General features: G+C 61.1%; 19 protein-coding genes. 7 read left to right on the top strand and 12 right to left on the bottom strand.

Going from position 1 to position 23,521, the window contains the following annotated elements:
• Positions 1-337: 337 nt before the first annotated feature.
• Complete coding sequence (gene dbpA / locus H598_RS0119525; RefSeq protein ID WP_028114503.1) at positions 338-1,717, top strand: ATP-dependent RNA helicase DbpA; 1,380 nt, start codon at positions 338-340, stop codon at positions 1,715-1,717.
• Between the two features lie 73 nt (positions 1,718-1,790).
• Here dbpA and hemL read toward each other — a convergent pair whose 3' ends face one another.
• Positions 1,791-3,077, bottom strand: coding sequence for a glutamate-1-semialdehyde 2,1-aminomutase (hemL, locus tag H598_RS0119530; protein ID WP_028114504.1), 1,287 nt, complete (start codon positions 3,075-3,077; stop codon positions 1,791-1,793).
• A gap of 231 nt (positions 3,078-3,308) precedes the next feature.
• Entirely contained in the window at positions 3,309-4,973 is a 1,665-nt protein-coding gene (locus tag H598_RS0119535) for a chloride channel protein (RefSeq protein ID WP_035416289.1), read from the bottom strand.
• A gap of 56 nt (positions 4,974-5,029) precedes the next feature.
• On the opposite strand from H598_RS0119535, the gene H598_RS0119540 reads away from it, so the two are divergent.
• The 4 genes from H598_RS0119540 (at position 5,030) to H598_RS0119555 (ending at position 10,561) form a co-directional block, all read left to right on the top strand.
• A complete protein-coding gene (locus H598_RS0119540) occupies positions 5,030-5,794 on the top strand; it encodes a DUF6776 family protein (protein WP_028114506.1) in 765 nt (254 codons plus the stop codon).
• A gap of 54 nt (positions 5,795-5,848) precedes the next feature.
• On the top strand, positions 5,849-6,199 hold the full coding sequence (erpA, locus tag H598_RS0119545) for an iron-sulfur cluster insertion protein ErpA (RefSeq protein WP_028114507.1): 351 nt from the start codon (positions 5,849-5,851) through the stop codon (positions 6,197-6,199).
• 130 nt (positions 6,200-6,329) lie between these two features.
• On the top strand, positions 6,330-7,436 hold the full coding sequence (locus H598_RS0119550; protein ID WP_051252893.1) for an efflux RND transporter periplasmic adaptor subunit: 1,107 nt from the start codon (positions 6,330-6,332) through the stop codon (positions 7,434-7,436).
• The gene (locus tag H598_RS0119555) at positions 7,433-10,561 is read left to right on the top strand and encodes an efflux RND transporter permease subunit (RefSeq protein WP_028114509.1); all 3,129 of its coding nucleotides are present in this window, start codon (positions 7,433-7,435) and stop codon (positions 10,559-10,561) included. Before H598_RS0119550 ends, H598_RS0119555 begins: the two co-directional genes overlap by 4 nt.
• A 167-nt stretch (positions 10,562-10,728) precedes the next feature.
• Here H598_RS0119555 and H598_RS0119560 read toward each other — a convergent pair whose 3' ends face one another.
• The 5 genes from H598_RS0119560 to H598_RS0119580 form a co-directional block, all read right to left on the bottom strand.
• Positions 10,729-13,782 carry an immune inhibitor A domain-containing protein gene (locus H598_RS0119560; protein WP_028114510.1) on the bottom strand — a complete coding sequence of 1,018 codons (3,054 nt, stop codon included), beginning with the start codon at positions 13,780-13,782 and terminating at the stop codon, positions 10,729-10,731.
• Between the two features lie 15 nt (positions 13,783-13,797).
• Positions 13,798-14,061, bottom strand: a complete 264-nt coding sequence (locus H598_RS0119565) for a hypothetical protein (protein WP_028114511.1) — start codon at positions 14,059-14,061, stop codon at positions 13,798-13,800.
• 275 nt (positions 14,062-14,336) lie between these two features.
• Positions 14,337-14,735 carry a hypothetical protein gene (locus H598_RS0119570; protein ID WP_051252894.1) on the bottom strand — a complete coding sequence of 133 codons (399 nt, stop codon included), beginning with the start codon at positions 14,733-14,735 and terminating at the stop codon, positions 14,337-14,339.
• A 43-nt stretch (positions 14,736-14,778) separates the two neighbouring features.
• The gene (locus H598_RS0119575; protein WP_028114513.1) at positions 14,779-15,879 is read right to left on the bottom strand and encodes an anhydro-N-acetylmuramic acid kinase; all 1,101 of its coding nucleotides are present in this window, start codon (positions 15,877-15,879) and stop codon (positions 14,779-14,781) included.
• The gene (locus H598_RS0119580; protein WP_245595626.1) at positions 15,876-17,135 is read right to left on the bottom strand and encodes a peptidoglycan DD-metalloendopeptidase family protein; all 1,260 of its coding nucleotides are present in this window, start codon (positions 17,133-17,135) and stop codon (positions 15,876-15,878) included. Before H598_RS0119580 ends, H598_RS0119575 begins: the two co-directional genes overlap by 4 nt.
• A gap of 210 nt (positions 17,136-17,345) precedes the next feature.
• On the opposite strand from H598_RS0119580, the gene tyrS reads away from it, so the two are divergent.
• Both tyrS and H598_RS0119590 read left to right on the top strand, forming a co-directional pair.
• On the top strand, positions 17,346-18,533 hold the full coding sequence (gene tyrS / locus H598_RS0119585; RefSeq protein ID WP_028114515.1) for a tyrosine--tRNA ligase: 1,188 nt from the start codon (positions 17,346-17,348) through the stop codon (positions 18,531-18,533).
• A 104-nt stretch (positions 18,534-18,637) separates the two neighbouring features.
• The gene (locus H598_RS0119590) at positions 18,638-19,024 is read left to right on the top strand and encodes a hypothetical protein (RefSeq protein WP_156897115.1); all 387 of its coding nucleotides are present in this window, start codon (positions 18,638-18,640) and stop codon (positions 19,022-19,024) included.
• A 1-nt stretch (position 19,025) separates the two neighbouring features.
• Here H598_RS0119590 and H598_RS0119595 read toward each other — a convergent pair whose 3' ends face one another.
• The 5 genes from H598_RS0119595 to H598_RS0119615 all read right to left on the bottom strand — a co-directional run bounded on the left by H598_RS0119595 (position 19,026) and on the right by H598_RS0119615 (position 23,513).
• Positions 19,026-19,547 (bottom strand): nuclear transport factor 2 family protein, encoded by a 522-nt coding sequence (locus H598_RS0119595; RefSeq protein ID WP_084144546.1) that lies wholly within the window; start codon positions 19,545-19,547, stop codon positions 19,026-19,028.
• A gap of 21 nt (positions 19,548-19,568) precedes the next feature.
• Positions 19,569-20,198, bottom strand: a complete 630-nt coding sequence (locus H598_RS0119600) for a trimeric intracellular cation channel family protein (protein ID WP_028114518.1) — start codon at positions 20,196-20,198, stop codon at positions 19,569-19,571.
• 138 nt (positions 20,199-20,336) lie between these two features.
• On the bottom strand, positions 20,337-21,299 hold the full coding sequence (locus H598_RS0119605) for a cobalamin biosynthesis protein CobD/CbiB (protein WP_084144547.1): 963 nt from the start codon (positions 21,297-21,299) through the stop codon (positions 20,337-20,339).
• Complete coding sequence (gene mtnN / locus H598_RS0119610) at positions 21,299-21,997, bottom strand: 5'-methylthioadenosine/S-adenosylhomocysteine nucleosidase (protein WP_028114520.1); 699 nt, start codon at positions 21,995-21,997, stop codon at positions 21,299-21,301. Before mtnN ends, H598_RS0119605 begins: the two co-directional genes overlap by 1 nt.
• A 97-nt stretch (positions 21,998-22,094) precedes the next feature.
• Complete coding sequence (locus tag H598_RS0119615; protein WP_028114521.1) at positions 22,095-23,513, bottom strand: FAD-dependent oxidoreductase; 1,419 nt, start codon at positions 23,511-23,513, stop codon at positions 22,095-22,097.
• Positions 23,514-23,521 lie beyond the last annotated feature (8 nt).

Here is a 23,521-nt window from a genome sequence, read left to right on the forward strand (position 1 = left end):
TGCGGGCCAGACACAGCCGGAACGAAATTGTAGCATTATGGCGCCGGTTCGCCTACAGGCGGTGGGTAAAAAACGCCGGTTTAATGGACGGTAATGGGGTTCAGTCTGCTGGCGTCAGCCACCTTGCGCTTGCGGCCCTGAGCCGGGTTGTTCGATCCGAGTCGCGCCGAGCCGAGCCATCGAATCGACACCACCGCGGGTGCTGGCAAGGGCGAGGTGGCGATGCTGGCAGTACACTCTGTGGCCAAAGGGTGCTATAGTCGCCGCCCTTTTGCCATCGGTTCACCCCATGGCAGCGTTCGTGGCCGTTTGCCACTGAAGACCATGGAGTACCGATATGTCCACCGCTTTCTCTTCTCTGCCTCTGTCCGGCGCCTGTCTGGATAACTTGTCGCAACTGGGCTTTAGCGAAATGACGCCGATCCAGTCGCAGTCCCTACCGGCCATTCTGGCGGGCCAGGATGTGGTGGCCAAGGCCAAAACCGGCAGTGGCAAGACCGTGGCCTTTGGCCTGGGGCTGCTGAATAAACTGGATCTGTCGGTTCAGGGCACCCAGGCGATGGTGCTGTGCCCCACCCGCGAACTGGCGGATCAGGTCACCAAAGAGATTCGTCGCCTGGCGCGGGCCATTCCTAATGTGAAGGTACTGACCCTCAGCGGCGGTGTGCCCATGGGGCCGCAGATGGGCTCGCTGGATCACGGAGCCCACGTCATCGTTGGTACTCCGGGTCGAATTCTTAAGCACATGAAAAGTGGGCGCATTCGGCTTAAGCCGCTGAACACTTTGGTGTTTGATGAGGCCGATCGGATGCTGGACATGGGATTCGAAGCCGACATCGACGCCATCCTGGAGTTGTTGCCGCAGCGACGCCAGACCCTGCTGTTCTCCGCCACCTACCCGGAGCAGATCGACGCCATGACTCACCGGGTTCAGCGCGATCCACTGATGGTGACCGTCGAAGGCAGCGAAGCCCAGGAGAAGATTGAGCAGAAGCTGGTGGAGGTGAGCCCGGCCCAGAAAGACGACGCGCTGCTGGCGGTGCTGGCTCAGTACCAACCGGAGTCAACTGTGGTGTTCTGTAACACCCGCCGCGCCTGTCAGCAGGTGGCCGAGGTGCTGGAAGACGCCGGCGTGTACGTGGTGGCGCTGCACGGCGATCGGGATCAGCGTGAGCGGGATCAGACTCTGGTGCGCTTTGCCAGTAAGAGCGTATCGGTGCTGGTGGCGACCGACGTGGCGGCCCGCGGCTTGGACATCAAGGATCTGTCTCTGGTGGTCAACTACGACATCGCCTTCGAGAGCGAGGTGCACGTGCATCGCATCGGCCGTACCGGCCGCGCGGGCACCAAGGGCCGCGCCATCAGCCTGGCCGCCGGCGGTGAACTGCACCGGGTGGAGGAGATCGAAGCGTTGCAGGGCCAGCCTATCCCGCGCTTGCCGTTCTCTAAGCTCAGCGTACCGGCCCGCATCGATCTGGTGCCGCCAATGGTGACCCTGTCCATCGGTGCCGGTCGCAAGAGTAAGCTGCGTGCCGGTGACATTCTTGGGGCCTTGACCGCCAAAAAGCGGATCCCGGGCAAGGCGGTGGGCAAGATTGAGATTGCCGATCGGCTCTCCTACGTGGCCATCGAGCGCCAGTGGGCCAAAGAAGCGCTGCAGGTGCTGCAGGGTGATAAGATTAAGGGCCGCAACCTGATTGTGCGCATGCACCGCTGAGTCATCATCGCGCCGAGTAACGGCAACAAAAAAGGGCAGCCTCGGCTGCCCTTTTTGTTTCTGTGGTCGCGGCTTAGGCGGCGATCTTAGCCAGTACCCGCTCGGCGGCGGCGATGGTGGCATCGATGTCGGCATCGCTGTGAGCCAAGGACAGGAAACCGGCTTCATAGGCGGACGGGGCCAGGTTCACCCCCTCTTCCAACATGCCGTGGAAGAAGGCGTTGAACTGCTCCATGTTGCACTGGGTCACCTGCTGGTAGCGGGTCACTTTCTCTTCGGTAGTGAAGAAGACACCGAACATGGCGCCAACGTAGTTGACGCTCATCGGCACACCGGCTTTGTCGGCGGCGGCTTTCAGGCCCAGCGCCAGTTTTTCGGTCTTGGCGGCCAGGGCGTCGTAGATGCCAGGCTCGCGCAGCAAGTTCAGTTGCGCCATACCGGCTGCCATGGCGATGGGGTTACCGGACAGGGTGCCGGCCTGGTACACCGGACCCGCCGGGGCCAGGTACTGCATTACGTCGGCGCGGCCGCCGAAGGCACCGACAGGCATGCCACCACCGATCACCTTACCCAGGCACAGCAGATCAGGTTTGACGCCGTAATGGCCGTGAGCACCGGTCAGGGAGACGCGGAAACCGGTCATGACTTCATCGATGATCAGCAGGGCACCGTGCTCGTCACACAGGGCGCGCAGACCTTCCAGGAAGCCTTCCACCGGTGGGATGCAGTTCATGTTACCGGCAACCGGCTCCAGAATGATGGAGGAGATCTGGCCCGGGTTGGACTCAAACAGCGCCTTCACCGACTCCAGGTCGTTGTAGGTGGCGGTCAGGGTGTGCTTGGCGAAATCCGCCGGAACGCCCGGGCTGGTCGGCTCACCAAAGGTCAGCATGCCGGAACCGGCTTTCACCAGCAGGCAGTCGGCGTGGCCATGGTAGCAGCCTTCGAACTTGATGAACTTGTCACGGCCGGTGAAGCCGCGGGCCAGGCGCAGGGCGCTCATGGTGGCTTCGGTACCGGAGTTAACCATGCGCACCTGCTCAACGTGAGGCAGGATGTCACACACCAGTTCGGCCATCTCCACTTCGGAGGCGGTCGGAGCACCGAAAGACAGGCCGTTGTCGGCCGCTTTGACCACCGCTTCGCGGATGGCGCTGTGGTTGTGGCCCAGAATCATGGGGCCCCAGGAGCCGACGTAATCGACGTACTGCTTGCCGTCGACGTCGTACAGGTAGGCGCCGTCGGCGCGCTCGATAAATACCGGAGTACCGCCCACGCCTTTAAAGGCGCGTACGGGAGAGTTCACACCACCTGGGATGGTTTTTTGAGCCTGTTCGAACAGGGATTCGGAGCGATTCATCGTTATCCTTCCTGGGTTGGGTGGCCGAGGCACACCCGGTCATGAGTAATTAAGTGTACGGTCGGAGTCCGTGCGGGCATTGGCCGGACGAACCCCTGAATGCGTCTGGAAACTGTGTGCATGGTATCGACAAATGCCACCTGAATACAGTTCCCCGGTAGATCGAAGCAGGGTGGCATTTTGTGACCTGTGTTGGCAAGGACGGCCATCACAGTTGCGTCATTAGTCATTCTAAAATCGCCGTGCCCGTATCTCCTGCCTGAGCATGGACCAGGTGATGATGCCCACCGGGTGCTCCGGGTGCTCATCATAGATGTACACCGCCTTCTGACGGTTGCGGTTGAGCAACTTGTGTACCTCCGCCAGGGTGGCGGTCATCGGCAGGCCAAAGGCCTCGGTGCGGGTCAGGGGGGTATCGTCGTCGTAGTTGGCGTGCAGGGCCACCAGCTCACAGCCTTGAGGCAGTCGCAGCAGCAGCCGCTGTTGGTGGGCGTCGTTCATCAGTTGCAGCAGCTGTTCATCGGTCTGTTTGGGGGTGCCGATGACAAATTGGCGGTCGGCAATGGCCATGACGCCGGTTTTTTGCAGCCCCAGCTCCGTCGGCGACACCCGGTAGTCCAGCCCCATGGCGTCCAGTTGCCGCAGGAAGATGGATCGGGAACCAAACACGCTGTAGGCCAGCAGATAGGCGGGCAGGGTCACCAGCAGTGAGGGCAGGATGATGCTGGCATCCTGAGTCAGCTCCAGCAGCGCCAGCAAGGCCGCCATGGGGGCGTGCAAGCAGACGCCCATCATGGCGGTCATGCCCAGTACCGCGTACAGCGGAATGTAGGCCTGCATCTGCGGAAACAGCGGTGTCATGCCCCAGGCGATCAGGCTGCCCAGTACTGCTCCGATGCCGTACAGCGGGCCGATGATGCCGCCGGGAATGCCCAGCCCCAGGGCCACCCAGGTGGCGAGGATCTTGGCCCCAAGCAGCGCCAGTAACAGCCACAGCCCGGGGTTGTCACTGAGGGCGATGGAGACGGCGGCATGCTCGGTGCCCAATGCCTGCGGCAGCTGCAGGCCGATGGCGGCGGTGCAGGCTCCGGCCAACAACAGCTTCAGGGTCAGTGGCCAGCGACTGGTGGTTTCGGTGATGGTCAGCAGGCCATGGCTGAACCCGGCGGCGACGCAGCCGATGATCAACCCGGTGCCCAGCAGCAGCGGGTATTGGGCCAGGGGGATCACGTCCATGCTGAAGTGGCCGTAGAGGTGGGTGTTACCAAACACGCTCTGAGTGACCACGCTGCCGGTGACCGAAGCGATCAGTATCGGTAGGAAGCTGTGAATGCGGTATTCCCGCAACACCACCTCCAGCACAAACAGCACCGCCGCCAGCGGCGAGTTAAAGGTGGCGCTGATGCCAGCCGCTATGCCACAAGAGGCGAGGATCGACAAGGCGTTGTCCGGCAGTTTCCAGCGACGGGCAAAGCCGGTGGCCACCGTGGCACCCAGGTGCACCGCCGGGCCTTCACGGCCAACGGAGAAGCCGCTGGCCAGGGCGATGACGGCGCTGAAGAACTGGTTCATGGCGCTGCCTAACGGCAGGCGGCCGTAGTGAAGTTTAATGCGGTGGATGACGTAGGCGATCCCCAGACGGCGGTATTTGCTGGCGGTAACCGCGGCGATAATTGCGATCCCTGCCGCACCGGCGATGGGCAGAAGCGCTCGCCATTGTGGCGGCAGGCCGCTAAAATCGTCCGGGCTGTCGAGGATGAAGCCCTGGCCTAAATCGATGACGACCCGAAACAGCAGCAGCAGCACACCCGCTGCCAGGCCCACAAGCAGGCCAAGCAGGCACAGGTGGATGCTGAGCTTTGCCTGAGAGAGCGTTAGGTTGCTGTTCCGGAACATAATATTGAAAGCGATTTCAAGTGACTAAAGTCTAACAACAAAAAGTTTGTTTCACTATGCAGAATTGGAAACATCGTTGGCACGGTCTCAAACAGTTTGAGCGCCAATTTAATCCCAGAGGCTTGGTTTTGGTGGCGATCCTGCTGGTGGCGGTGGCCGCTGGCTACCTGCTGTCCTGGCCGCAGCGGTTGACCTTGCAACAGCAGCAGGAAAACGCCGAGGTGGCGGAGCGACTGCAAAAGGAGCGGATTCGGGTGTTGACCGAGTCTCACGCGGCATTGGAGATCGAGCTGGAAACCGAACGTCGCTCCCAGGCTGATACCGTCGCCATGATGGCGCAGTTGCGTCAGCAACTGGCCCAGGCGGAAACCGAACTGACCTTTTATCGCAACATCATGGCGCCGGAGCAAAATGCCGACGGGGTGGTGATTCATGAAGTGGCGGTGGAGAACAGTCACAGTCCCGGTCACTTCCGCTACAAGTTGGTGCTGACCCAGCAGAAGAAGCGTAAGCGGTTTGCCAAAGGTCAGGCCTCGATGTTGCTGACCGGCAGCCAGGATGGCAGTCCGACCACGCTCAACCTGGAGCGTCTTGGGGTGGAACGGTCACAGCTGAAATTCTCGTTCCGTTACTTTCAAGAACTGGAAGGCAGCTTTGATCTGCCTGAGCACTTCGTTCCTGAACGGCTGACGGTGAAGGTAAAAACCGCCGCCGGCGGGGGCCAGAAGGCGGCCTCCACCGAGCAGGTGTACGAGTTTGCGGTGCTGACCCAGCCGGCCAGCGATGAGGGATCGCCGACATCGGTAACGGACAAAACTTGAACCTAACAGTCGGGTATTAGATAATCCGCGCAGACAGACGTTTTAGAGGTACGCATGACAGCTGCAGCAGAACAAGCAATGCCGATCCAATTCTCCGATGCCGCCGCCATTAAGGTGAAAGGGCTGTTGGAGGAGGAAGAGAATCCTAATCTGAAATTGCGGGTCTATGTTACCGGCGGTGGATGCAGCGGTTTTCAGTACGGTTTTACCTTCGATGAGAAGGTGAATGACGGAGATACCACCATCGACAAAGAGGGCGTGACCCTGATCGTCGACGCCATGAGCCTGCAGTATCTGGTTGGCGGTATGGTGGATTACACCGAAGGGCTGGAAGGCAGTCGTTTCTTCGTCAACAACCCTAATGCCACCACCACCTGTGGCTGCGGCGCGTCGTTCTCCATCTGAATTACGATCGCCACAATGCAAAAAGGCACCTTTGAGGTGCCTTTTTTGTTTCAGAGGATGTGAGCTCCCTTTTTCCGACCGCGGCTTTCACGTAACCTTGTAACGTCGACGTAAAAGGAGTTACTCACTCGTGAACAAGATTACCCCGCCAGCCCGTCGCTGGTACCGTCACCCCTATGTTATCGCCAGCACCATCAGCGTGTTATTGGTTCTGTGGGTGGCCTCCGGCCAATTCGGCAATGCTGCCGAAGAAGCGCCGCTCACCGAGGATACCGCCACCAGCGAGGTACCAGTGACCCGAGTGACGGTGAAACGCATCACCTCGTCCGAAGTCACTCGCGAGGTGCAGCTGTACGGCCGTACCGAGCCGGATCGCATGACCCGGATTGCGGCGGAGATCGGCGGCCGGGTGTTGAAAGTGCACGCCAAGCGCGGTGCCAAGGTGAGCCAGGGCCAGCTGTTGATCGAACTGGATGCTCGGGATCTGCCGGAGCAACTGCAGAGTGCCGAGGCGGTATTGGCGCAGCGGGAGCTCGATTACCAGGCGGCCAGCAAGTTGGCTAACCAGGGCCTGCAAGGCAAGTCTCAACTGGCGCAGAATCTCAGTGCGCTGGAGCTGGCCCGGGCAGAGCTGAAGCGGCTGCAGCTGGCGTTGGATCATACCCAGATTCGGGCGCCGTTTAGTGGCGTGTTCCACCAGCGCATGGTGGAACAGGGGGATTACGTCGGCGTCGGCGACCCTGTGGGTGAGCTGGCGGACCTCGACCCCCTGGTGGTCAAAGCCAATGTCACCGAAAGTGACATCGCCCAGTTGAGCCTGGGTCAGGCGGCCCGCGCCCGTTTTGTCGATGGCAGAACCGCCCAGGGCACGGTGCGCTACATCGCCACCGTGTCCCATGGCGGCACCAACACCTTCGACATCGAGGTGGCATTCGACAACGCCGATGGCAGCCTGTGGGCCGGTAAGAGTGCCGAGCTGTCGTTGCCGCTGGACAGCCATTACGCCATCAAGGTGAGTCCGGCGCTGCTGGCGCTGGACGAGGCCGGCAACCTGGGGGTCAAGTCGGTCGAAGACGGTCTGGTCAAGTTCATCCCCATTGAGGTGGTGATGGCCGATGCCGAAGGGGTGTGGACCGGTGGCGTTGGCAAGCAGGTGGAGATCATCACTCAGGGCCAGGGCTTCGTTCGCGATGGCGACCCGGTCGAGGTGGAGTACGACCAGGGAGACGGCGCATGAGTACCCTGCTGGCCGGACTGCTGAGCCGGGTACGACCGGTGCTGATGGTGTTTGTGATGCTGCTGCTGGCCGGGGCGGTCACCTATGTGCAGATCCCCAAGGAGTCGGAGCCGGACATCACCATCCCCATTATCTACATCTCCATTGTGCACGACGGCATCTCGCCGGAAGACGCCGAGCGAATGCTGGTGCGGCCGATGGAGACCGAACTGCGCTCCATCGAGGGCGTGGACGAGATGCGCTCCACCGCCTCCGAGGGCCATGCCTCCATTGTGCTGGAGTTCGAGGCCGGGCTGAATCCGAAACAGGCGTTGGCGGACGTGCGCGACCGAGTGACCCTGGCCAAGGCCAAGTTGCCGTCCGATACCGAAGAGCCCGAAGTGCACGAAGTGACCATGGCCGAGGAAAACCCGGTGCTGACGGTAACCCTGTCCGGACCGATTCCGGAGCGAACCCTGGTGCAGATCGCCAAGGCGCTGCGGGACAAGCTGGAGTCGTTTCCCGAGGTGCTGGAGGTGGAGATCGGTGGCGATCGCGATGACATCGTCGAGATTCTGGTGGATCCGCTGTTGATGGAGAGTTATCAGCTCGACCAGAACGACATCTTCAACCTGCTGTCGCGCAACAACCGCCTGGTGCCCGCCGGCACCATGGACACCGGCCGCGGCCGCTTTGCGGTTAAGGTGCCGTCGGTGTTTGAAACCATCAAGGATGTGATGGAGATGCCCATCAAGGTGCAGGGAGAGCAGGTGATCACCTTTGGCGACGTGGCCACGGTGCGCCGCGCCTTCAAAGATCCCAACTCCTACGCTCGCCTGGATGGCAACAAGGCGATCTCGCTGGAGGTCAAAAAGCGCCCCGGGGAAAACATCATCGCCACCGTGGCCAAGGTCAAGGCGGTGATGGCCAAGGCCAGTGAGCAGTGGCCGGACTCGTTGCAGGTGACCTTTACCGGCGATCGCTCCGAAGAGGTGGAGCAGATGCTGTCGGATCTGCAAAACAACGTCGCCTCGGCCATTCTACTGGTGGTGATTGTGATCATTGCCGCCCTGGGAATGCGCAGCGCCGGCCTGGTGGGGCTGGCGATTCCAGGTTCCTTCCTGACCGGTCTATTGGTGCTGGCGGTGTTTGGGCTGACAGTCAACATGGTGGTGCTGTTCGCGCTGATCATGGCGGTGGGGATGCTGGTGGACGGCGCCATCGTGGTGACCGAGTACGCCGACCGGCGCATGACCGACGGCGCCGACCGGCGCGCCGCCTATCTGGAGGCGGCCCAGCGCATGGCCTGGCCGATCATCGCTTCCACGGCCACCACCCTGGCGGCGTTTGCGCCGCTGCTGTTCTGGCCGGGCATCATGGGTGAGTTCATGAAGTACCTGCCGATGACCCTGATCGCTACCCTGACCGCCTCGCTGGTGATGGCGCTGGTGTTTGTGCCGGCCATGGGCAGCCTGTTTGGCAAGCCGCTGCCGATGACGCCGACCCAGAGGGAGAATCAGCGTCTGGCCGAAGAGGGGGAACTGACCTCGCTGTCCGGCTTTACCGGTACCTACATTCGTACCTTGGCGTTGGCCATCAGCCATCCGTGGAAGGTGTTGTTGGCGGTGCTGCTGGTGCTGGCCACCATTGTTGGCAGTTACGTGAAATTTGGCGCCGGGGTGGAGTTTTTCCCCGATGTGGAGCCGCCGGGACTGAATCTGTATGTGCGCGCCTATGGCGATCTGTCTATCGACGAGAAGGACGAGATCATGCGCGACGTGGAGCAGCGGCTGCTGGGAATGGACAGCCTGGAGACTCTCTACAGCCGCACCGGTGGCGAAGACCGGGCCGGCTACATTCGCCTGAATCTGCTGGATTGGGATCAGCGGGTTCCGGCGGATGAGGTGATCGAAGAGGTTCACCAGCGGCTCGCACCGCTGGCGGGCATCGAGTATGAGCTGCGCAAAGACGAGAATGGCCCGCCCACCGGCAAGGCGCTGCAACTGGAGCTGTCTTCCAAGATTCCTTCGGCCCTCAATGAGGCGGTACGGACCGTGCGCCGGACCCTGGAGCAGGATGGCCGCTTCATCAACATCGAAGACACCGGCTCCAAGCCGGGGATCGAGTGGCAGCTGAAGGTGGATCGCGACGATGCCGCCCGCTTCGGTGCCGATGCCACCCTGCTGGGCAACACGGTGCAGTTTGTGACCTCCGGCCTGAAGATTGGCGAGTACCGCCCCGACGATGCCGATGACGAACTGGACATTCGCGTGCGCTTCCCCGAGGACAAGCGTCACATCCTCAGGCTCGACAGTTTGCGGGTAAAGACCCAGTACGGCCAGGTGCCGGTGAGCAATTTCGTCGAGCGGGTGGCGGCGCCGAAGGTGGACTCCATTCGCCGCATTGACGGCCATCGGGTGATGACCATCAAGGCGGACATGGCCCCCGGGGTGCTGCTGACCGAGGCCCTGCCAGAGCTGCAGCAAACCCTGGCGCCGCTGCTGACCGACAACCGGGTCAGCTACCGCTTTACCGGCGAAAACGAAGAGCAACAGGAGTCCCAGGGCTTTTTGGTCAACGCCTTCATCATCGCCCTGTTCGTGATGGCCATCATCCTGGTGACCCAGTTCAACAGCTTCTATCAGGCGTTTTTGATCCTGACGGCGGTGCTGCTGTCCACCATGGGGGTGTTGCTGGGCCTGTTGGTTACCGGTAAGCCCTTTGGCATAGTCATGTCCGGCATCGGTGTGATCTCGTTGGCGGGGATTGTGGTCAACAACAACATCGTGCTCATCGACACCTTTAATGTGCTTCGGGCCCAGGGGCTGAGGTACCGGGATGCGATTCTGCGTACCGGCGCCCAGCGACTGCGACCGGTGATGCTGACCACCATCACCACCATCTTAGGCTTGATGCCGATGGTGCTGGAGACCAACATCGATCTGATCAATCGTTACATCGAGGTGGGAGGGCCGTCCACCCAGTGGTGGTCGCAGTTGGCGACGGCGGTGGCCGGCGGGCTGGCGTTTGCCACCGTGCTGACTCTGGTACTGACTCCGTCGCTGCTGGCGATCCGTGCTCGGCGTCAGGAGCGGCGCCTGATGGCTCAGGAGCAGCGTTTGATGGCGCAGGCCGCATCGACCTGAGGCTAGGATTGTGATCCTTAAAAAAGGCAGCCTTGGCTGCCTTTTTTTATGCCTCACCCCGGGGGGGGGGGGGGGGCCGTGAACGGCGGCGTGCCGGCGTTGCCGCAGTTTTGGTTATAGGCACAAAAAAGCCTCCGCAACGGAGGCTTTTTGAACACGGCGGGCGATTAGCGACGCAGGCGTCGGCCCATCAATGGCAGCAGCAGCAGGGTGAACCACCCCAGGCTACCGCCCCCACCCCCGCCGCTGGAAACCGGCGGCTCCGGATCCGGTGTACTGCCGCCGCCACTGCCGCCACTGCTCGGGGCAGTGACCGTGACCGAGGTGGACTGAGTGGCCACCTGTCCCAGGGCGTCGGTGACCGTCAGGGTGACGGTGTAGGTGCCGGCCTCGGCGTAGCTGTGAGTGACGTTGCTCTGGGTATACCCGGTGTCGTCACCCATGCTCCAGGCCAGGGTGTGCTCGGTGGCACCGCCGCGAATGTCGGCACTGAGGCTGACCTGCAAATCGTCACTGCTGGCCTGCAGGGCGATCGCCAGTGGTACCACCACGGTGATCTGTTGTTGCTGCTGGAACACCGTGCCCAGGGCGTCGGTGGCGGTCAGCACCACGGTGTAATCGCCGCTGTTGGCGTAGGTGATCTGAGGCGAGGCCTCGGTGCTGCTGCTGCCGTTACCCAGATCCCAGCGGTAGCTGAACGGGGCAACGCCGCCACTGAGATCGGCACTGAGGCTGACGCTGGCACCATTAACGTTGCTGTCGACCTCACCGCTGATAGGCGTGGTTACGGTCACCGACAAGGTATCGGAAACCGAGGCACCGCTGTCGTCGGTGGCGGTGAGGGTGACGGTGTAGCTGCCGTCTTCGGCATAGGTATGGCTGATGGATTGACCGGTCTTGATGGCTGAGCCATCTCCCAGATCCCAGCGATAGCTGACGTTGCCGCTGGCGTTGCCGGTGTCGGCATTGAGGGTCACGGTTAACTGATCACTGCTCTGGGTCACCGGCTTCAGGTACAGGCCATCGTCGATGCGCTGCAGGGTCACGGTGGCGGTTGAGGCATCCGCTGCCTGCTCGGTGACCGTCATCACCAGGCCCAGTTTCGGCAGCACCAGACCGGATTGCGGCTGTTCGGGCGCGCTGTAGTCGAGGCTGTCATCGAAGCGGGAAATGGCATCCAGGTGACTGTCATTGCTGTTGTTTTTCTGGGTGTAGATGCTGAAGGTGGCGTCCTGGATCTGGGTGGCGCTGCCGGCATTGGGGATCAGCACCTGATCGGCATCGACCACACCGGCAAAGCCGTAACCCGGGTGGGTGCCGACGTTGTTGTCGCTGTATCCGGCATTGTAGTGCCACATCAGCACGCCAGGGTTGTAGCGGGTCCGGGCCAGGCCGCGATCGTTGCCGCTGAATTGGCGCAACTGCACGAAATAGCCGCGATCGGCGCCGGGTTTGGTGTCGTCGGTACGGATAAAGCCGTTGAGGGTCAGCTCATTGGCCTGCTCGGCTCCGGCACTGAACAACGGCGTGCCATTGGCACTGACCTCGATGTCGTCGGCGACAAAACCGTATTCGGTCACGGCGGCGTCGGTGATGTAGTGCAGGCTCAGGGTGACAGTCTGGCCAGCGTAATCACCGAGATCCGCTTCCAGGGTCACCCAGCCCAGATCGCCCTCGGCGCCAGCGATGGCGGTGGAGTTGCCGGTATAGAAGGGACCGAGGTTGGCGTAATAGGGGTTGCCGGTTTTACTGTGGCTGGCGCTGATCGGCGTGCCGTTGACCCGTAACTGCAGGTAATCGTAGTCGGTTTCGATGGCCCAGTGCGCCTTCATTGACCAGCGAATGTCGTTGCCAGCGGGCAACGTCAGTTGCCATTGAGCGCTGTTGGCCAGCTGGTTGCCGCTGCCGGAGTAGTACTGATAGCTGCCGCTGTAGGGAGGGTAAAACGCTTCCGGCGTCGGCGGCAGGGTGATCTTCAGCTGGTTGACGGCATCGTGGTTAATGGCGCTGACCAGCTCGTGGCTCTGCGCCGTGTTGTTTAGATCGGCCAGGTCTATCTCGGTGGCGTCGATCCAGCGGCCACCATAGGTGGTCTGCAGGTAATCCCGGGCATAGGCGCTCATGGAGGAAGGCTCGCTGCCTGCCGGCGAACCGGTCCAACTGCCACCGGACATCAGCGACCAGCTGCCTACCGGTGAACCGTGGCTGGAGTAGCCGGTATCGTATTCGTCCGGCAGCCCCAGATCGTGGCCAAATTCATGGGTACAGACGCCGGCGGCGGCGTCGATGGGCTGAACCGTGTAGCCATAGACCTTGTAGTCGCTGTTGGGAATGGCCACCGGTTGGGAGTTGCTGTCGAACACAAAGAACCGGTGCGACCAGATGGCGTCGGCGCCGAGGACACCGCCACCGGCCTCTTCGCCGATGCTGGAATGGAACAGCATGATGTGGTCGATGATGCCATCCGGCTCGTTGAGGTTGCCGTCGTTATCGAGGTCGTATTGATCCTCTTGGTCGAAATCGGCCAGGTTGACCTGACCGGAGGCCACCAGCTTGGTGACCGCTTCCAGCACCAGATCCGGTGCGGCCTGATCGTTGTCCTGAGCGCCGGCGTTGCCGCCGTAGTGGGCGGCGTTGTGGTCGGCGGTCAGCCAGCCGAATACCTGGCCATCGAAGGTGAAGCTGTTGCCGGACTCTTCGCTGTAGAACTGGCGTCCGGATTGCAGAGTCTGGCCATCGGGGCCACTGAAACCGTTGGCTGAGAACAGCAGGTTCTGGTAATGGCTGACCGGGTAGCTGGGGTAGTACATGCCGCTGTCGCCGGGCTGAAGGCGGTTGTTGTCGTGCTTGAGGTCGGGAAAATCGATCAGGATCCCCAGTACCTTGACGGTTTTGGTCTGGGCGTCGGCGTAGTCCGGCAGGGCCATCGCCCGTACCTGCAGCCCTTGGCGATCGGTGCTGTGGGCGCGGGAGCGCAGTTGCAGGCCATCGAACCGTTGCGGTGAGGTAAAGGCCTTTTGGGTAAAGCGTTGCAGCCGTTGCTCGATGGTGGCTCGGTCCGCATCGACCTGCAGTTCGCCCCGCTTCTTCAGCCAATACTCGATGCGCTCGTGGTTGATGACCCCGGGATCCGAGAGGTGAGGCTGAACCGGCGCGGCGATGGCGGCCGGCAGCATGCCGGACGTCAGCAAGGCGGCGCCGATGAAGGTGATGTTTTTCATTAACTGTCCCTGTAATTACGTCTTAGGTTGAACGGGCTGTCCACAGCGATTGTTTTTATCTCTTATGTAGCTGGCCACGGCGGCGTCGATCTGTTCCGGCGTCATCTGCTCGGTGATCTTGCCGGTCTCGGTCAGCAGGGCGATCAGCTTCTGCTTGTCGATAATCGGGGCGCTCCCCTGTCGACACTCAGGCGGTGGCTTTAACGGCCTGGTCGTTGGCTGGGGGTCGGCGGCGCAGCCGGCGAGCACGACCGCCAGGGCAATCCAGTGCAATTTCATAAAATGAGCCCATACATTAGTTGGTTATGATCCAAAAGGCGGGCCGGGAATGATGATCCTGCGGTGGCCGGCCGATCAGGCCTTGCCCGATTCTTATGATTATTTGCCAGAATTAACAATTATTTCACAGTTTAGTGAAACTTAAAATGTTGTATTTCAATTGGTTGAGTGAATGATTGCTGATGAAGTTTATAACAACCTCAATAAATTCAATGACAAAAGAGAGGTTGCAAGCACAGGTGGGAGTATCGACGTGCCGGTGCCGACATCCAGTGCTATCTGGGGTAGCGTTGCACTTGTTGCCGAAGCTGCTGCAGGTTGGTCTGAGGCAAGCGCACCAGCGCCGGATCGTGCAGCGATATTGGCTGCCCCAGTTGGTCGCTGAGCAGGGCATCCAATTGGGCCTCAGAGAGGGCATCCGGCTGGAAATGACGCACGTTGTCTGAGCCTGCGGGAAGGTAGATGGTGCCGTTGTGGAAATCGATACCGAAGGCGACAATGCCCGGAATGACGAACAGCACCAGCCCCAGTGCATCCAACAGCACGATGGCCGGATCCAGCTGGCCATTGCTCTGGCCTTGGCGCTCCGGGTGCAGCAGGGTACCACAGCCACCGAGTGACAGCGATACGCCGGCGCACAGGCACAGGTTCAGCAGAGGGGGACAGCGCAGCATGGGCACTCCGGACCGTGTCAGACAGGATGATGCTGAGTGTAGCCTATTTGGCTGGCGTCAGGGTGCCGAGCACAGTGGTGCGGCTGGCGCCGGTGACGGCGGGCAGGTTGCCGGGGATCCCCTCCAGGTGACAATGCGCCAACCAGGCAAAGGCCATCCCTTCTACCCACTGTGGTGGCACCCCCAGGGCGTCGGTGGTGTCGATGCGGTGCTGAGGCAGGGCCCGGGACAATTGCTTTACCAGGTGACGGTTAAAGGCGCCGCCACCACACAGATACACGTCGGCGTCCTGGCTCAGTTGGGCAATCTCCGCCGCCAGCGTTTCAACGGTGAAGGCCAGCAAGGTTGCCTGCACGTCTGCGGCGTGGGCGTTCATAAAGGGTTCCAGCTGATAGTTGAGCCAGGCCTGGTTAAACAGCTCGCGGCCGGTGCTCTTGGGGGCCGGTTGGCTGAAATAGGGGTGGCTCAGCAGTCGTTTCAACAGCTCGGTGCTGATGGTGCCGGCGGCGGCCAGTTGACCGTCCTGGTCAAAGGGTTGCTGATTGTGCTGTCGCACCCAGGCGTCCATCAGGGTATTGCCCGGGCCGGTGTCATAGCCCAGCACCTGATCGGCATTGCCCGGCAACCAGGTGATGTTGGCGATGCCGCCGATGTTGGCGATGATGCGGGGGTGAGCGCCACCGAACATCGCCTGGTGGAAGGCGGGGACCAGCGGCGCGCCCTGGCCACCCAGGGCCACGTCTTTGCGGCGGAAATCCGCAATCACGTCGATGCCGGTGTCGACGGCCAGGGTGTTGGGGTCACCGATCTGCAGGCTGAAGCCATGGGGGCCGTCCGGCATGTGGCGAATGGTCTGGCCGTGGCTGCCGATGGCGCGAACGCTGTCGGCGTCGATGCCAGACTTGGCCAGCAGGGCATTGGTGGCGTCGGCAAAGGCTTTGCCCACCTGGCGATCGACGTGGCCGAGGCGGTTAATCTCGTCGTTGCCGGTGCTGCACAGCCGGTGCAGTTGCTCCAGCAGGTGTGGATCGTACTCGTGGCTGTGACTGGCCACCAGCGTGGGGTGCTGACCATCAAATTCCACCAGTACGGCATCGATGCCGTCCATGCTGGTGCCGGACATTAAGCCTATGTATCGCGTCATTGCATCGCTACCATGATCTGCTGGCGGTGTGCCAGAGTGTGCAACTGTTCTTTAGCATAGGCAAGGAATGCGGCCCGGTCTTTCTTGGCGATGTCGGCGGCCTCCGGCAGTTTGACCCGGCGCGGGTTGCGATGGACGCCATTGACCAGGAATTCATAGTGCAGGTGAGCACCGGTCACCCGGCCGGTGGATCCCAACAGGCCAATGGTCTGCCCCTGACGAACCCGCTGTCCTTGTTTGACTTTGCGTTTTTTCAGGTGCAGGTACTTGGTGACGTATTTGCCGCCATGTTGAATGAATACGTAGTTGCCGTTGAGGTTGTTGTAGGCGGACTTGATCACCTTACCGTCGCCGGCGGCCATGATGGGGGTGCCCACCGGCGCCACGTAGTCGGTGCCATTATGGGGCCGAACCCGCTTGGTGACCGGGTGCAGGCGACGGGGGTTGAAGTTGGAGCTGACGTAGTTGAACTGAACCGGGGCCCGCAGGAAGGCTTTGCGCATCGCCTTGCCCTTGTCGGAATAGAAGTTGCCGTCGCTGTGGCGGACCGCGCGGAAGGTGTCCCCCTGGTTGGTGAATTCGGCGGCGACGATCTTGCCGTCGGCGGCGAAGTGGCCGTCGATGAACTCCTGCTCATAGAGCACGCTGAAGCGGTCACCGGCGCGGATGTCCAGGGCAAAGTCGATGTCCCAGCCAAAAATGCCGGCCAGGCTCATGATCTGATTCGGGCTCATGCCGGCGCCGACGGCGGCGTTCCAGAAGTTGGACTCGATGGTGGCACTGGCGTAGGCGGTGCGCAGTTCCACCTCTTTGGTTTCCACCCACTCGGTCAGTCCCTCGGATTGCTGTTCAACCTGCAGGGTCTGCTTGTTGTCCATGGCGTAGCGCAGGTGCTTCAACTCCCCCTGATTGTCCCGCCCCAGCTCGATCACCTGGCCGGGCATCACCTTGGGCAGACGTTTGCCGGCGATGGGCAGCTGGGTAATGCGGTACAGTTGCTGAGGGCTGAGGCCGGCGCGATTAAACAGCAGCGCCAGGCTGTCTCCGGATTGCACCGTAAACGATTGCCAGTTGAGCCCGGGCTGCAGCGGCTGGGCCTGAGCCGACTGAATCTCCAGCGCCAGAGGCAGTCGCTGGTTGACGGGCAGAGGCTCAATGAACTCCGCCGCCAGATCACTGGCCGAAGGCAGCGACAGCAGCAGCAGAGTCAGCAACGAGAGGGCAAACAGGCCGATTTTATGTGGGGTAGGTAGCACCCTGAGCACAGAAATCAACGGCCCAAATTTGCTCGGTTGTTGGCGTGTGTTTGTTCTATTCATCTGTCTGTCATAGTAAAACGAGAGGACCTGAATGCCAAAGGCGCAGATTCCAACCGGACGGGTTAGTCTACACTCTTTCCTTTGTTCTGCCTAACCAGTAACATGACTGCCTTTATTGTATGTTGTAACACCTTCGGAGTGGGCTTGATGACTGAGTTGGAACGGGCACTGGCGGAGATTCGCCGTGGAACCGAGGAGATCCTGGTAGAACAGGACTTGATTGAAAAACTGAAAACAGGGCAGCCCCTGAAGGTGAAGCTGGGTGCCGATCCCACCGCTCCGGATATCCATCTTGGTCACACCGTGATTCTCAATAAGCTGCGCCAGTTCCAGGAGTTGGGCCACGAGGTGATCTTCCTGATCGGTGATTTTACCGGCATGGTGGGCGATCCTTCCGGCAAGAACACCACCCGACCACCGCTGACCAAAGAGCAGGTGCTGGCCAACGCCGAAACCTATAAGGAGCAGGTGTTTAAGATTCTGGATCCGGCCAAGACCCGCATCGAGTTTAACTCCAGCTGGCTGAATGAGCTGGGCTCGGCGGGCATGCTGCGTCTGGCGTCCAAGCAGACCGTGGCTCGAATGCTGGAGCGCGATGACTTTAAGAAGCGCTACGGCAGCGGTCAGGCCATCGCCATTCACGAATTCATGTACCCGCTGTTGCAGGGCTGGGACTCGGTGGCTCTGGAAGCGGATGTGGAGCTGGGCGGAACCGATCAGAAGTTCAACCTGCTGATGGGACGTGAGTTGCAGAAAGAGGAGGGACAGCGTCCTCAGACTGTGATCACCATGCCATTGCTGGTGGGCCTGGACGGGGTCAAGAAGATGTCCAAGTCGGCCCACAACTACATCGGTGTGTCGGATCCGGCCAACGAGATGTTTGGTAAGATCATGTCCATCTCCGACGAACTGATGTGGAACTACTACGAGTTGCTGTCTTTCCGCCCACTGGAAGAGATTGAGCAGTTCAAGAGCGACATGGCCAATGGCGCCAACCCGCGTGACATCAAGATCACCCTGGCGAAGGAGATCATCGCCCGCTTCCATGATGAGGCGGCAGCAGAGGCGGCTCATCAGGACTTCATTCAGCGTTTCCAGAAAAACGCCATTCCCGATGAGATGCCGGAGTTGAGCTTCGATGCCGGCATGGCCATTGCCAACCTGCTTAAGGAAGCGAACCTGGTGGGATCCACCAGTGACGCTCTGCGTATGATCCGTCAGGGCGCGGTGAAGATCGACGGCGATAAGCTGGATGATACCAAATGGGTGCCGGCTACTGGCACCGCAGTGTACCAGGTGGGCAAGCGCAAATTTGCTCGCATCACCCTGAAGTAATTCAGGCGGAACGCTGCATCAAGCCGCCTACGGGCGGCTTTTTTTATGGCGGCGCAAGATCCCGGCTCCTGGCTGGGGTATAACTGAGTCAGGGAGGAGTAACCATGACAACAAGGCCCTGGCAAACCATGCTGACTGGCTGGGTATTGGGGGTGGTGGCGATGGCACTGACCTTGCCCTTGCTGATGCTGACTCAGGATGTCAGCCAGTGGCTGCCGGCCACCGGCGTGTACGCGCTGTCGGTGACCCTGGATGCGGCGCTGGTGTATCTGCCGGTGTGGTTGGTTCTGGCGTGGCTCAGTGTTCGGTTAGGCACACCGGAGGGGGCCCTGTGGCTGTTGATCGGCGCCGCCAGCTTGTCGTACCTGATTCTGCCCGCCTGGGTGGGCACCCATTGGCACCTGGCCGCCTGGATCTGGTCTCAACCCTCGGCGCTGTTGGCGCAACTGCTGGGAGTGGGACTCGGGCTGTGGTTGAGTCGGCGCGGCTAGGTTACTGGTTGGCCAGCTGATCACGCATGGTATCGTAATCCAGCAGATCGACGTGGCTCTTGATCTCCTTCTCCTCCATGTCCAGATCCAGGGTGGTGACACCGGGAATGGTCAGTTCGATGGTCTGACCGGGTTTGCCGAACAGATCCCCCCTGGATTTGTAGCGATAGGTGCCGATCATCACCACCAGATCGCCGGAGTGGAACACGTGGTCCGGTTCAAAACTGTAATCCAGGGTATAGACGTGGATGCGGCGCAGAAACGTCAGGATGTCACTGCCGCCAGTGATGGTTTTGCTGGCGGTGCGATCGTTAAACTTGGTTTCCCGGCTGTAGAAACGTGACAGTTTATTGTAATCGCGGTGGGTCAGGGCCTTAATGTAGTCCTGTGCCAGTAGAATCGGTGCTGGAATCTCGATTTTAGCTTCGGCGGTGACCGGATCTTGATCTGGAACGATGTCGGCGCCGGCGGCCCACAGTGGTGCACTGATCAGCGCCAGTACCATAATTCCAAATCTCAGCATCTCTTTCCCCCGGTGTGTGCATTAGTCGTGACGGTCGCCGTTGAGTTCAAAAGCGGGCAGAGACAGGCGCCAGTAGATGGCGGAGACGCGAATGGCCAAAGCACCCACCATGGCGATGATCATCGCCGGAACCTGAGCGACCTGATACTCAAGGCTGATGGTATACAAAATCCCACCCACAATGGAAGCGGTGGCGTAAATCTCTTTGCGCAATACCAGCGGGATCTCCCGGCACAGCACATCGCGAATCATGCCTCCGACCACGCCGGTCATGACTCCCATCATCACCGCAATCAATGGCGAGGCGCCGTAGGCCAGGGCTTTCTGAGCGCCAATGACGGTAAACAGAGCCAGTCCGAAGGCGTCCGCGAGCTGAAACCATTTTCCCGACAGGCGGCGGGGACAGCGTACCAGCAACATCACCAGCAGTGCCGTGAGCAGCACCACCCAGATGTAGGTGGTGTCGGTGATCCAGAACACCGGCTGGGCCCCTAGAATGGTGTCGCGAATGGTGCCACCGCCAATGGCGGTCACGGCGGCCAGCACGGTAACGCCAAACGGGTCCATTCGCAGTCGGCCGGCGGCCAGTGCGCCGGAGATGGCAAACACGGCGGTGCCGAACATATCGGCGTAGTAGACAAACTCGGTCACTGTGGTGATCTATTCCATAAATGAGTGCTGACACAAATCGAAGGCGTCACCTGGCAGCAGTGCCAGATCAGACCGGCGCTATTGTAATACCAAATGCGGGCTCAGCTCGAGCGCAAATGCCAGGCCGGGCCGAATGGGTTACCAGGCGCCGGCCTGGATCATGGCGATGGCACTGGTGGACAGCACCAGCAAGGCCACCCACAGCCAGCGGGCAAACTGGATCAATCGATCGGCCTGAACAATGGTGGCGGTGGTCGGGGGGTGGGCGGGGCCGACTCGAGGCTGCTCCAGCCGTTGGTTGTCGATCAGCATCGGGCCGCCGAGTTGAACGTTAAGGTGATAGGCCATGGCGGTGGTGAGCCAATGCCGTGATTGCAGCAATGGGGTACGGGCACAGGTAAGGGCTTTCCAGCAGCTGAGGGTGTTGCCGTAGAGGCTCAGGGTTAAGGCCAGCAGGGCATTGACCGGGATCGCCAGCACCGATGCCAGGGTATGGCTGACGAGGCCGAAATTCCGATATTGGGGCCGCCAGGGCAGCCAGTGTCGAGCCAGTTGGCTGAGTAGCCACACCGCCAGGGCCGCTTCGAACCCCAGTAAAGGGAAATACAATAACCAGCTGAAGGTGGTGCCGGCTTCCTGGGTCAGACGGCTCTCGATGCTGGCCTTACACAGGCCAACCTCACTGAGTGAGTCGGTTTGACGAACGGTAAACGGTGCCAGCGTTTGTCGGGCTCGCTGTTTCAGGCCCCCGTGCAGCTCGGCCACCAGTTGCCGATGCTGCTGACGTTGCTGGTCGCCGGGCAGACACAGGGCGATCAGCAGACACTGCAGTGCCCCCGGGTAGGCGGCCAGGCTCATGGCGGCCGCCAGCAGCGTCACCGGCGGCAGCACCATCAACGCAGTGGCGATGCCCCCGGCCAGGCGCTGTTGGGAGGGCGCGCGTTGCGGTCGGTTGACCTTGGCCGCCAGAGCGTCGGCCACCTGATGCAGCCGGGGGGCCAGCAGCCAGTGGCCGGGCAGCAGTCGGTTTATCAGTAGCGCCGCCGCCACAATCAGCGGTGGCATTAGCCAGTGATAAAAGGGCCCCAGCGCGTGTTCCATCAGTGGGTCAGCTGATCCAGCATCGCCATCACCACCTTGGCGGAGTGCTCACCGGCCTTGACGATGAAGCTGTCAAAGTCCACGGCAGAATCGTCGTTGGCGTTGTCGGAGATGGCCCGAATGACCACGAAGGGCATGGCAAACTGGTGACAGGTCTGGGCGATGGCGCCGGCTTCCATTTCACAGGCGGCCATGGCCGGGAAGTGGGACAGCATCACGGCGGTGCGCTGCGGGTCGGCGATAAAGCTGTCGCCGGTGCAGATCAGGCCTTCGATCGCCTGCACTTCGCCGACGCGAACAATGCTGGCCTTGGCCACATCCACCAGCCGGGCATCCGGCAGGAAGGCGGCGGGCTGGCTTGGCAGCTGGCCGATCTCATAGCCAAAGGCGGTGACGTCGACATCGTGATAGCGCACTTCACTGGAGATCACCACATCGCCGATGGCCAGCTCTTGGGCAAAGCCGCCGGCGGAACCGGTGTTGATGATGGCATCCGGTGCGAAGCGCTCGATCAGCAAGGTGGTGGCGATGGCGGCAGTGACCTTGCCGATGCCGGAGCGGGTAACAACCACGTCGGCGCCGTTTAGGGTGCCGGAGTAGAATTCGATGTTGGCGAGGGTGGTGACCTGCAGGTCCTGAATCTGGCTACGCAGCAGGGCAACTTCCTGCTCCATGGCGCCGATAATTCCAATTTTCATGGTGGGCAATCTAGGCTCTAGGGGAGTGTGGCGGGCAGTTTACCACAAGCGTCGAGGATGCAAAAAAACGCCCTGCTGGGCAGGGCGTTGTCTTGGCTTACTGGTTGCGGTCATCCAGCATGTCGAGGATGCCGGTGGCACCGTGGCGGCCTTCGTCGATGGCGGTGACCACCAGGTCGGAACCGCGAACCATGTCACCGCCGGCAAACACCTTGGGGTGACTGGTTTGGAAGGCGTACTTGCCTTGACCTGGGGCGCGGACCCGGCCCCAGTCATCGGTCATGATGCCAAACTCGCCGAACCAGGGCGCCGGACTGGGCTGGAAGCCAAAGGCGATCAGCACTGCATCGGCCGCCAGCAGGTGTTCGGAGTCCGGCACCGGCTGCGGTCGGCGACGACCCTGCTCGTCGGCCTCACCCAGTTCGGTGTGGCAGCAGCGGACACCGGTGACCTGGCCCTGTTCGTTGGTTTCGATGGCCAGGGGCATTCGATTGAACAGGAACTCCACTCCCTCTTCGCGGGCATTGGTTACCTCACGGCGAGAGCCGGGCATGTTGGCTTCGTCGCGGCGATAGGCACAGCTTACGCTGCTGGCCCCTTGACGCACTGCGGTACGAACGCAGTCCATGGCGGTGTCACCACCGCCCAGAACCACCACCTTCTTGCCGTGCAGATCCACGTAGTCGTGTTCGCATGGGTAGTCTTCAACCTGGCTGGTATTGGCGATCAGGTAGGGCAGCGCCTGGTACACGCCGCTGGCGTCTTCACCACTGAGGTTGGCTTTCATCGGGGTATAGGTGCCCATGCCGAGGAATACCGCATCGTACTCGTCCAACAGTTGTTGAAACGGCAGGTCGGTGCCGACATTGACGCCGAGACGAAACTCGATACCCATCCCTTCCAGCAGGGTACGCCGCTGGCGCACCACGGATTTCTCCAGCTTGAAGTTGGGGATGCCAAAGGTCAGCAGACCGCCGATCTCTGGCTGGCGATCAAACACCGTGGCTCGAATGCCATTGCGAGCCAGCACATCGGCACAGCCCAGCCCCGCCGGACCGGCACCGATGATGGCCACTTTTTCCGGCCGAACCTCGACGTTGCTGAGGTCCGGGCGCCAGCCCATGGCGATGGCGGTGTCGGCGATGTACTTCTCGACATTACCAATGGTGACGGCACCAAACTCGTCGTTGAGGGTGCAGGCGCCTTCACAGAGTCGGTCCTGTGGGCATACCCGGCCACACATCTCTGGCAGGGTGTTGGTCTGATGTGACAACTCCGCCGCCTCGAGAATGCGGCCCTGCTTCACCAGCTTCAGCCAGTCGGGAATGTAGTTATGGACCGGACATTTCCATTCACAATAGGGGTTGCCACAGTCCAGGCAGCGATCCGCCTGCTCCGCCGCCTGGGTGTCCTCGAACGGACGGTAGATCTCGACGAACTCCTGAGTACGGCTGTCCAGCTCCCGCTTCTGTGGGTCGTGGCGCTCTACCTCAAGAAATTGAAATACGTTGCTCATTTTCTCTC

It is taken from the genome of Ferrimonas kyonanensis DSM 18153, from assembly GCF_000425405.1.
Taxonomy (GTDB): domain Bacteria; phylum Pseudomonadota; class Gammaproteobacteria; order Enterobacterales; family Shewanellaceae; genus Ferrimonas; species Ferrimonas kyonanensis.